General features: G+C 61.8%; 8 protein-coding genes. 2 read left to right on the top strand and 6 right to left on the bottom strand.

Annotation, left to right across the window (positions count from 1 at the left end):
• Positions 1-15 precede the first annotated feature (15 nt).
• Together GHK62_RS20990 and GHK62_RS20985 are read right to left on the bottom strand one after the other, a co-directional pair.
• Positions 16-961 (bottom strand): IS630 family transposase gene (locus GHK62_RS20990; protein ID WP_167528167.1). Its coding sequence is split into 2 segments (ribosomal slippage): positions 16-621 and positions 623-961, totalling 945 coding nucleotides; the frame shifts between segments, so codons are not numbered across the junction.
• A gap of 819 nt (positions 962-1,780) precedes the next feature.
• Positions 1,781-1,993: a cold-shock protein gene (locus GHK62_RS20985; protein WP_069458369.1), complete on the bottom strand. Its 213-nt coding sequence runs from the start codon at positions 1,991-1,993 to the stop codon at positions 1,781-1,783.
• 536 nt (positions 1,994-2,529) lie between these two features.
• Here GHK62_RS20985 and GHK62_RS20980 point away from each other — a divergent pair.
• Positions 2,530-3,117, top strand: coding sequence for a J domain-containing protein (locus GHK62_RS20980; protein WP_184108762.1), 588 nt, complete (start codon positions 2,530-2,532; stop codon positions 3,115-3,117).
• A 304-nt stretch (positions 3,118-3,421) separates the two neighbouring features.
• Here GHK62_RS20980 and GHK62_RS20975 read toward each other — a convergent pair whose 3' ends face one another.
• Both GHK62_RS20975 and uvrB read right to left on the bottom strand, forming a co-directional pair.
• The gene (locus GHK62_RS20975) at positions 3,422-4,039 is read right to left on the bottom strand and encodes a hypothetical protein (protein ID WP_184108760.1); all 618 of its coding nucleotides are present in this window, start codon (positions 4,037-4,039) and stop codon (positions 3,422-3,424) included.
• Between the two features lie 360 nt (positions 4,040-4,399).
• Positions 4,400-7,426: an excinuclease ABC subunit UvrB gene (gene uvrB, locus GHK62_RS20970; protein ID WP_153441041.1), complete on the bottom strand. Its 3,027-nt coding sequence runs from the start codon at positions 7,424-7,426 to the stop codon at positions 4,400-4,402.
• Between the two features lie 229 nt (positions 7,427-7,655).
• Between uvrB and GHK62_RS20965 the strand changes: the two genes are divergently transcribed.
• Positions 7,656-8,009, top strand: coding sequence for a DMT family protein (locus tag GHK62_RS20965; RefSeq protein ID WP_153441040.1), 354 nt, complete (start codon positions 7,656-7,658; stop codon positions 8,007-8,009).
• An 88-nt stretch (positions 8,010-8,097) separates the two neighbouring features.
• Here GHK62_RS20965 and GHK62_RS20960 read toward each other — a convergent pair whose 3' ends face one another.
• On the bottom strand, positions 8,098-8,688 hold the full coding sequence (locus tag GHK62_RS20960) for a hypothetical protein (RefSeq protein ID WP_153441039.1): 591 nt from the start codon (positions 8,686-8,688) through the stop codon (positions 8,098-8,100).
• Positions 8,689-8,696: 8 nt separating this feature from the next.
• Positions 8,697-9,083, bottom strand: coding sequence for an acyl-CoA thioesterase (locus tag GHK62_RS20955; RefSeq protein ID WP_153441038.1), 387 nt, complete (start codon positions 9,081-9,083; stop codon positions 8,697-8,699).
• Between the last annotated feature and the right edge of the window lie 159 nt (positions 9,084-9,242).

The following is a 9,242-nucleotide window of genomic DNA, read 5'->3' as shown; positions in this document are numbered from 1 at the left end:
TAGAGTCTGTCAGACCTACGTTGAAACGTATCCTGCATGCCTGAGATAGGCGGCGCATTCGTGCGGGCTGAACGCCTTGAGAGCTTCGCCGACGCGCCGCCATGTCGCCTCGACGCTACGCTCGTCGGCCTTGCGCAGCAGGGTCTTGAGTTTGGCGAACATCATCTCGATCGGATTGAGGTCGGGGCTGTAGGGCGGCAGGAAGAACAGATGGGCGCCGGCGTCGCGGATGGCGCTGCGCGCCGGCTTGCCCTTGTGGCTGCCGAGATTGTCGAGGATGACGATATCCCCGGGGTTGAGGGTTGGCGCCAGGCATTGCTCGACCCAGGCGGTGAAGGCAATGCCGTTGATCGGGCCGTCGAGCACGAAGGGTGCGACGATGCGGTCGTGACGCAGCCCGGCGAGGAAGGTCAGCGTCTTCCAATGGCCATGCGGTATTCTGGCGATCAGCGGCTGGCCGCGCTGACACCAGCCGCGGCTGCGCGTCATGTTGGTTTTGACCCAGGTTTCGTCAACGAACACCAGGCGGCGCGGATCAAGTCGATGTTGATGGGTCTTCCAGCGGCTTCGGAAGCGCGCCACCTTCGGCCTGTCCTGCTCGCTGGCGATCAGCGTTTTTTTTAAATGTCTTGCCTTCGCGGCGCAGAAACCGCCAAACGGTGTCATGCGAGACATCGATCCCGGCCGCCTTCAGATCGGCGGCAAGCGCCCGCACCGTCCAATCGGTTTTGGCCGCCAGTCGGCGGTGAACCTCATCGGCCGCCGCGCCCCGCAGCATGGGTTTGACATGGCCCCCCATCTTGGCCGGCGCCAAACCGCGGCCGGACCGGTCGAGCTGGCCGATCCGCACCGCCGTCGCCGCCGATATCCCAAAGCGCAAGGCGGCCGCCCGCACCGTCATGCCTCCGGCCAAAGCGGCGGCGACGCGCTGGCGTAAATCAAGAGAAAGAGGTCGCGCCATCATTGCTGGCCTCCTCACCAGCAATGATCTTGAATCACAATCCCAACAAAAAGGGAATCCTGTTTCGATTCAGCTTAACGCTGACCGACTCTAGAGCGGGTATCAATACCCCCTCTGCCCTGCCGGGCACCTCGCCCACAAGGGGGGAGATCGACAAGCGGCGATGTCGCAGTCCACCAATTCCGCTGCAGGGCACCGTTGAAGCGGCGTTCATGGGCATGCTATCGGGCAGGGCTGTGCCTCTACTGCATGATTCCTTAAATCGGAATCGATTTAAGGAATCATGCAGCAAATCAAGGTGCTACAGCGACCTTTGCGCGTGCGATTGGACGCGCGGCGCTGTAGCCGATCTTCCCCCTTGCGGGGGAGATGCCCGGCAGGGCAGAAGGGGGGTGGCCCCCGGACCAGATCGGAGATGTGCCCCGCCATGGTCGCAATAATCTAACCACACGAACCCAGTGTCACTCACAGCGAGGCCCGCGCCGAAACACCGTCGGTTCAAGGCCTGTGCGGTTTGCGCGTCTTGCCCCTCACCCTACAATGCCGCGCGCCTTATCAGACGCGCAAAGGACGCTGTAGCACTTTGACTTACTGCATGTTTTTATCCTTAAACCGGCTACGATCTAAGGAAACATGCAGTAGCCCTCTCTCTCTCCGCAAGTGGGACTTAAGAAGGCGCCGCGAGTCTCCTTCGCCCCGCTTGCGGGGAGAAGGTGGCCGGCAGGCCGGATGAGGGGCTTTGCCGAAGAGCGCGCCTCAACAAAAAAACGGCGCCTCTTGCGAAGCGCCGCTCTTTAAATTCCAACCGAAACGTCCGGCTTAGATTGCCTGGAGGTTGACGGCCTTCGGGCCCTTGCCCATGCGGTCCGGCTCGGTGTCGAAGGAGACCTGCTGGCCGTCCTTCAGGGTTGCGAGGCCAGCGGCCTGAACGGCGGAGATGTGGACGAAAACGTCCTTCGCGCCGCCTTCCGGCGTGATGAAACCAAAACCCTTGTCCTGGTTGAAGAATTTTACGGTGCCCTTGGTGGCCATGGAAGAAGTCCTTTTCCTTCAGTCTGTCTTTTTGCCGCAACCCAGCGCTTCAGTAACACGCATCGGCTGCCGCAGGTAGTGTTCACGCCCCCAAAAAAGGGATGCGAACGGGTCGTCTTCAGCGCTTTAGGCACTGAAAGGCGTCGAGTGGTCACGATATCGGGGAAAAGACGTCAACGATGCCGCTTGCGGCAGTCCCGGCGGAATGGCCGGGCTCAAACGAAAGTCCAGTCTCCGGGATTGAAAACGCCCGAACAATGTTAGAAGTGGCAGTATTCGCGGAAAAAGGCAAGCAAAGTTTCTGGAGGCGGCCGCGTGAGGCGCGATGCCTTGCCTTCGGCCCTTTGCGGCACTTCGCTCGGCCGCGCAGCATCGCCGAAATCTCGTGGATTGCCTCTTTCTGACCACATTTTCGTCCCGACGCTCGGCTGAGCGTGGCGAGCGCGGATCGACCGCCATGGGCTTGCTGCCGGCGCGGCGAACCGGTAGGTCTGGACCGAGAGGAATATTGCATTGATGAAGAACAGGTGCCCGGCGTGATCGATCCTTATGTCCTCCTTGGAATTGAGCGCGACGCCGACGAGCGGGCGATCCGGACCGCCTACCGCCGCGCGGTGAAGACCGCGCATCCGGACCGCGGCGGCGACGCCGAGCAGTTCGGCAAGCTACAGGCGGCCTATGACCTGCTCAAGGATCCGGTGCGCCGCAAGGTCTATGACGACACCGGCTACGATCCGCAGCTCGCCGATCCCAAGGACCTCAAGGGCCTGATGATGCTCGAAGCGCTCGTCAACGACTTCATCCTCGACGAACGCGAGCCCGGCAGCTTCGATCCGGTCGCGGCGATGCGGCGAAAACTCTCCGACGATATCGTCAAGAACCGTTTCCACATCCTCGAACTCGAGCGCCACCGCTCCCGCGTCCGCAAACACCTCGACCGCCTCGGCCGGCGGCCGGAGACCGACGTCCTCGGCTCGATGCTGCGCGCCCGCAGCCAGTCGATCGCCGAGGCGATCAAGAATGCCGAAGCGCAGATCGATGCGATCGAGCAGGCGTATACGATGCTGGAAGGGTATTCGTATGAACTGGAGGCATTGGAGGTGAAGCCACGCGCGGCGGAGTAGGGCGGTATCATGCGACGCTGCGAAATCAGCGCTCTGCACGGCCGAAGTGAATTCAGGCAGCCTCACTGTTCCTGTCGCGCGACACCATTTCCACTGCGAAGCTCGCCAGGACGAGTTTGCGGCGACCATTGCGGCCAACGCCGCCCGCAGCAACCGCGTCCGTCAGGCGCCGGCTGCGGCAGCACATCGAGCGCTATTTGACCTCTTCCTCAATATCGAGGCTTGGTCCAATGGGCTGCGCCATCGTCAGGACGAATTGAAAGTCTCGCCGGCCGCAATGAGCCGGCGAGACTGCGCTTGGTGATCAGTCGCCGTCCGTTGCGGATGCGCTGTCCGACGCGGATGCACCAACTGAAGCGGATACATCGGCTGAAGCGGACGCGCTACCGACATCACTGCCGGCGCCGTGGTCGCCTTCATCGCTGACGCCGCCGACGTCGCGGCCGGCACCGTGGTCGCCGTCCTCGCTGACGCCACCGCCAACATCGCCGCCGGCACTACCGCCGCCATCGCCGCCGACGCTGACACCACCGCCGCCGCCGGCGCTGCCACCACCACCGATGCCACCACCGATGCCACCACCGACGCTACCGCCGGCGCCACCACCGACGCTACCACCGCCACTCAAGCCACCGCCATTGGGGAAGGTATTACCAGTCGTTCCGAAGGGGTTGGCAGTCGTGATCGCAGCTGTAGACAACGGTGGACATTGCGCGATTTGTTCTGCGGTGAGGATCATGTTGCGGTTCCGCGCCATGCAGCAAAGCTGATAATTGTCCTCTGTAAGTGGACTGCACTGATCAGCCGTGAGTATCGGCCGTTCGGCGCCTTGGGCGCGCGCGGGAACCGTTGTCGATGCAAAAAAGCCGACCGACATAAGAGCCAGGCTGGTGCCCGTAAGAAGTACATGTAGGGTTTTCATGTCTTTTTTCTCCCTAAATTAGCAAGACCTTAAATTTGGCAATGACCAAATCGGTAATAGGGAGGAAAGTTCCATAAAAATTAAGGGGTTTCACACGCGGCGGCCAGCGAGGCAACTTTGCCAACCGACCGTTGAAAGATGAATCATCGGCGGGCGCTTGATAGGTGGAAACCGTTCTAGAGTAATGAAGATTCTGGGGAGGTTCGAAATGCCGTTCTCGGTCGCCACTACTGCCACCAACACTTCGCGGAAATTGACTATTACAGCCGCAGGATGAAATGCGGCTGCTTGGGTCCGCTTGCCATCAACCTGTGGTGGCGCTTACCGTGTCGGTCTCTGATACCCGTGGTGCAGGAACGGCTATCGCCCCGGCCGCCCCGGTTTCCCCTTCGTTCGCCCCTTGCGTCGCTTCTCCTCCGCCGGGTCCTCATAAGACCCAACGCCCGGCTTCGCCCGGACCAGCGGCTTCTCCGGCACCTTCCCCGTCACCGGCTTTTCCGTCCGTCCGACGGTCATTTCGTCGAGGGTGTTCTTGCGGAACAGCGATTGCCCCTTGCCGGCGGGGACGGCCACGTCGCGGCCCATTTCGTCGAGGTCGGGCTTGCGGAAGAGGGGGCGTTCTGTGTCGGTGCCCGGGCCCATGTCGTCGAGCGAGGGTTTGGCGAAGAGGGATTTTCCCTCCCTCTTGTGGAGAGGGTGGCCCGAAGGGTCGGGAGGGGTTTCGTGGTTTTTCCCCTCCCCAACCCTCCCCACAGGGGGGAGGGAGTCGGTTGCGTATGCCGTGCCCTTGCTGCCCCGCTTGCTGCTTTCCTGCGACCTTGCCTCTTCCCGTGCCAGCGGATCATCCAGTGCGGCGAGTTCGGCGGCCTTGAGGCGTTTGATTTCGTCGCGGAGTCGGGCGGCGGTTTCGAAGTCGAGGTCGGCGGCGGCGTCGCGCATCTGTTTTTCGAGCGCGTTGAGATGCGCCTGTAGATTGTTGCCGACGAGGTGGCCGCCGTCGGCAAAACCCTTGCCGGAAACGCCGGAAATGTCGGCGCGGACGTGGTCGCGTTCGTAGACCGAATCGAGGATGTCGGAGATCTTGGCCTTCACCGATTCCGGCGTGATGCCGTTTTCGAGGTTGTAGGCCATCTGCTTCTCGCGGCGGCGGGCGGTTTCCTCCATCGCGCGCTGCATGGAGCCGGTGATCGTATCGGCATAGAGGATGACCTTGCCGTCGACGTTGCGGGCGGCGCGGCCGATCGTCTGGATCAGCGAGGTTTCCGAGCGCAGGAAACCTTCCTTGTCGGCGTCGAGGATGGCGACGAAGCCGCATTCGGGAATGTCGAGGCCCTCGCGCAGAAGGTTGATGCCGACCAGCACGTCGAAGGCGCCGAGGCGCAGATCGCGGATGATCTCGATGCGCTCCAGCGTGTCGATGTCGGAGTGCATGTAGCGCACCCGCACGCCCTGCTCGTGCAGGTATTCGGTGAGGTCTTCGGCCATGCGCTTGGTGAGCACGGTGACGAGCGTGCGGTAGCCGGCGGCGGCCGTCTCGCGGATTTCTCCGAGCACGTCGTCGACCTGCGTCTTGGCCGAGCGCACTTCGACCGGCGGGTCGATGAGGCCGGTCGGGCGGATCACCTGTTCGGCGAAGACGCCGCCGGACTGTTCCAGTTCCCAGCCACCTGGCGTCGCCGAAACGGCGATCGTGTCCGGGCGCATGGCGTCCCATTCCTCGAAACGCAAAGGTCGGTTGTCCATGCAGGAGGGCAGGCGGAAGCCGTATTCGGCGAGCGTCGCCTTGCGGCGGAAGTCGCCGCGATACATGCCGCCGATCTGCGGAATGGTGACGTGGCTCTCGTCGATGAAGATCAGTGCGTTATCGGGAATATATTCGAACAGCGTCGGCGGCGGCTCGCCAGGCTTGCGGCCGGTCAGGTAGCGCGAATAGTTCTCGATGCCTTGGCAGGAGCCGGTGGCTTCGAGCATTTCCAGGTCGTAGCGGGTGCGCTGCTCCAGCCGCTGCGCTTCGAGCAGGCGGCCCGCTTTTTCCAGTTCTTCAAGCCGAAAGACCAATTCGTCCTTGATCGCCTTGATGGCGGCGTTCAGCGTCGGTCGCGGCGTCACATAGTGCGAGTTGGCGTAGATCTTCACCGACTTCAGGTCGCCAGTTTTCTGACCGGTCAGCGGATCGAACTCGGTGATCGCATCGATCTCGTCGCCGAACATGGAGATGCGCCAGGCGGCATCTTCCAGGTGGGCGGGGAAGATCTCGATCGTGTCGCCACGCACGCGGAAGGAGCCGCGCTGGAAATCCATGTCGCGGCGCTTGTATTGCTGCGCCACGAGGTCGGCCAGCAATTGCCGCTGGTCGAGCCGGTCGCCGACATTCATCTGGAATGTCATCGCCGTATAGGTCTCGACCGAGCCGATACCGTAGATGCAGGAGACCGAGGCGACGATGACGACGTCGTCGCGCTCCAAGAGCGAGCGCGTCGCCGAGTGGCGCATGCGGTCGATCTGCTCGTTGATCGAGGATTCCTTCTCGATATAGGTGTCCGAGCGCGGCACATAGGCTTCCGGCTGGTAGTAGTCGTAGTAGGAGACGAAATACTCGACCGCGTTGTCCGGGAAGAAGTTCTTGAACTCGGAATAGAGCTGGGCGGCGAGCGTCTTGTTCGGCGCGAGGATGACGGCCGGGCGCTGCGTCGCCTCGATCACCTTGGCCATGGTGAAGGTCTTGCCCGAACCGGTGACGCCGAGCAGCACCTGGTTGCGCTCGCCCGTCGCAAGCCCGTCCACGAGATCGGCGATCGCCGTCGGCTGGTCGCCGGAGGGCTGGTAGTCCGTCACCATCTTGAGCGAAATGCCGCCTTCCGATTTCTCCGGCCGGGAAGGGCGGTGCGGCGTCCAGAGCTTGCCATCCTTGAACAGCGGATTGCCGCTCTCGATCAGCTTGGCGAGCGCCTCGACCGTGGCGGTGACGCCCGAACCGGCCGTCAGCTTGTCGGCATCCTCAAGCGCGACATCGAGGCCGGCCACCGGATTGAGCCCCGCGGCGGCGCGCGTCTTCGGGTCATGGCTGCCGCCCATCGAAGTGCCGCGGGCGGTCTTTCCGCCGACGATCTCCGGCTTCCCCCTGCCACCGCGTGCTGTGTCGGACGACTTTTCCTTGGCGGCAGATTTCGAAGCAGCAATCTCCACCTTCTTGCGATGCTTGCCCGCCTTGGAGGCGATCTCGCGCTGGCTCTCGAAAGCGCTTGCCTCCGCCTCCGCCTCGAGCTGCTTCACCCAGTCGGAGACATTGCCGGACAGCGGCGTGCCGGAAAGCGGCGCCTGCGGGGCTTCTTCGAAACCGCTCGGTGTTGACGATTTCTTCGGGGAGTTCTTCGGATTTTGGGCCATGGCCGGAATATGGACAGAGTCAGGCCGAATGTGAAGGGGGAATGAGTACAAAAGGGAAACGGATGCGGGATTTTCTGTCGGCGCACGCCATCCCGACGCGGGCCTCCGCGAGCGCCGATTGCAGCCTCGTGGCGCGATCGGCACACCCGTCGAAACGGATGATTTCGCTTGCAACGGCCGTCGTCATCGGCCAAATCTCGGCCACGATTTGCGCTCTCCCGAGGTCTTTATGCCGTTCGCCATCAATCCCGCCTATGTCTGGCCGGTCCTGCTTCTGCTTGTCTCCAATGTCTTCATGACCTTTGCTTGGTATGGCCACCTGAAGTTTACATCCTCACCGCTCTATATCGTCATCGTCGCAAGCTGGGGCATTGCCTTCTTCGAATACTGGCTTGCCGTTCCCGCCAACCGCATCGGCCACTCGGTCTATTCGGCAGCGCAGCTGAAGACGATGCAGGAGGTGATCACGCTCACCATCTTCGTCATCTTCTCGGTCTTCTGGCTGAAGGAGTCGATCGGCTGGCACCATGTCGTCGGCTTCGCGCTGATCGCCGCCGGCGCGTCGTTCATCTTCAAGGGGTGAGACGGCTCCATCCGCTCGCCCGAACGGTCGATGCAGGCTAGCTAGTTCCGGCGTTTTTCGCAGAGTGCGACGCGGGTTTTCGGCTGCATCAACTAAGCAGGTCGAAGGCGCGATAGATCCAGATCAGTTGGTAGAGCAGGCCGCTGACGAGGAAGGTGGCATGAAAACTCCTGTTCGGCGTCCAGGCCGCGACGACGCACAGGATGATGTAGGTCGCATTGCGCAGCGGATATTCGAGGCCGTAGCTTTCGAAATGGGCTTTGCCCTTGAGCGCTGTATCGAGGAGGTCGACCGCAAACGCGACCGCGAGGAATCCGAAGAACCACGCCCGGCGCGACAGGAAATATTCCTCGTAGCCGGCATATTCATCCAGCGAGGTCGGAAAGAGCAGCACGCAGAGAAAGAAGTAGATGCAGGCGTAAAGAATGACGAACAGGTAGACGCTGAAATCGATCACTGCGAGCGAGTGCAGGTAGTATTCCCACCACCAGAAATGCAGCAGGAACACGAACATGAACAGCACCCAGCCAAGATGGATCCAATAGACCTTGGTCTTGCCGGGATGCTGGACGAAAAGCGCTACGCCGCTCAAGAGCCGCGCCAGGCTGAGGCTGATAATCATGCCCATGACGATGCGAATATGGGAGAAGATCGCCGGATCGGGCGCGGGCGCGTCCATCTGCCTGCCTATTCTTCCGGTACCGGCGTCGGCTTGCCGGTTGAATCGAGCGCCACCATCACGAAGATGGCGTCGGTGACCTTTTCCATGACGTGGGAGAGGTAGCGCTGTGCCCAAGCCTCCACCTTCAATGTCATCGAGGTACGCCCGACCTTGACGATATCGGTATAGATGCAAAGCGTGTCGCCGATCTTCACCGGCAGGGCGAAGGCCATTTCCTTGACCGCGGCTGTCACCACACGGCCCCTGGCACGTTCAGCGGCGCGAATGCCGCAGGAAAGGTCCATCTGCGCCATGACCCAGCCGCCGAAGATATCGCCGGCGGCATTCGCGTCGCCAGGCATGGCGAGTGTGCGCAAGGTAAGCTCGCCGTTCGGCTTCATCGCTTGGGTCATCAGCCTGTCTCCCTGTTGTCGAACAAGATCTACCGCATGGTCGGTCGGCAAGGAAACAGTACCTGCCGACGATTCCGTCTCCGGCGGGAGTGCTCGGAACGCATTCAGTGATATTCAAATCGTTAATTGAGTGCCGCAAAATATAGTCATCCGTTGTTA

This window comes from Sinorhizobium terangae (genome assembly GCF_009601505.1).
GTDB classification, from domain to species: Bacteria; Pseudomonadota; Alphaproteobacteria; order Rhizobiales; family Rhizobiaceae; genus Sinorhizobium; species Sinorhizobium terangae.
This window is presented reverse-complemented; position numbering and strand designations above follow the sequence as displayed.

What these genes read in the sequence shown, in the direction of transcription:
- GHK62_RS20985 (WP_069458369.1), bottom strand. Translation starts at nt 1,993, where the DNA reads ATGGCCACCAAGGGCACCGTAAAATTCTTCAACCAGGACAAGGGTTTT.
- GHK62_RS20975 (WP_184108760.1), bottom strand. Translation starts at nt 4,039, where the DNA reads ATGAAAACCCTACATGTACTTCTTACGGGCACCAGCCTGGCTCTTATG.
- uvrB (WP_153441041.1), bottom strand. Translation starts at nt 7,426, where the DNA reads ATGGCCCAAAATCCGAAGAACTCCCCGAAGAAATCGTCAACACCGAGC.
- GHK62_RS20965 (WP_153441040.1), top strand. Translation starts at nt 7,656, where the DNA reads ATGCCGTTCGCCATCAATCCCGCCTATGTCTGGCCGGTCCTGCTTCTG.
- GHK62_RS20960 (WP_153441039.1), bottom strand. Translation starts at nt 8,688, where the DNA reads ATGGACGCGCCCGCGCCCGATCCGGCGATCTTCTCCCATATTCGCATC.
- GHK62_RS20955 (WP_153441038.1), bottom strand. Translation starts at nt 9,083, where the DNA reads ATGACCCAAGCGATGAAGCCGAACGGCGAGCTTACCTTGCGCACACTC.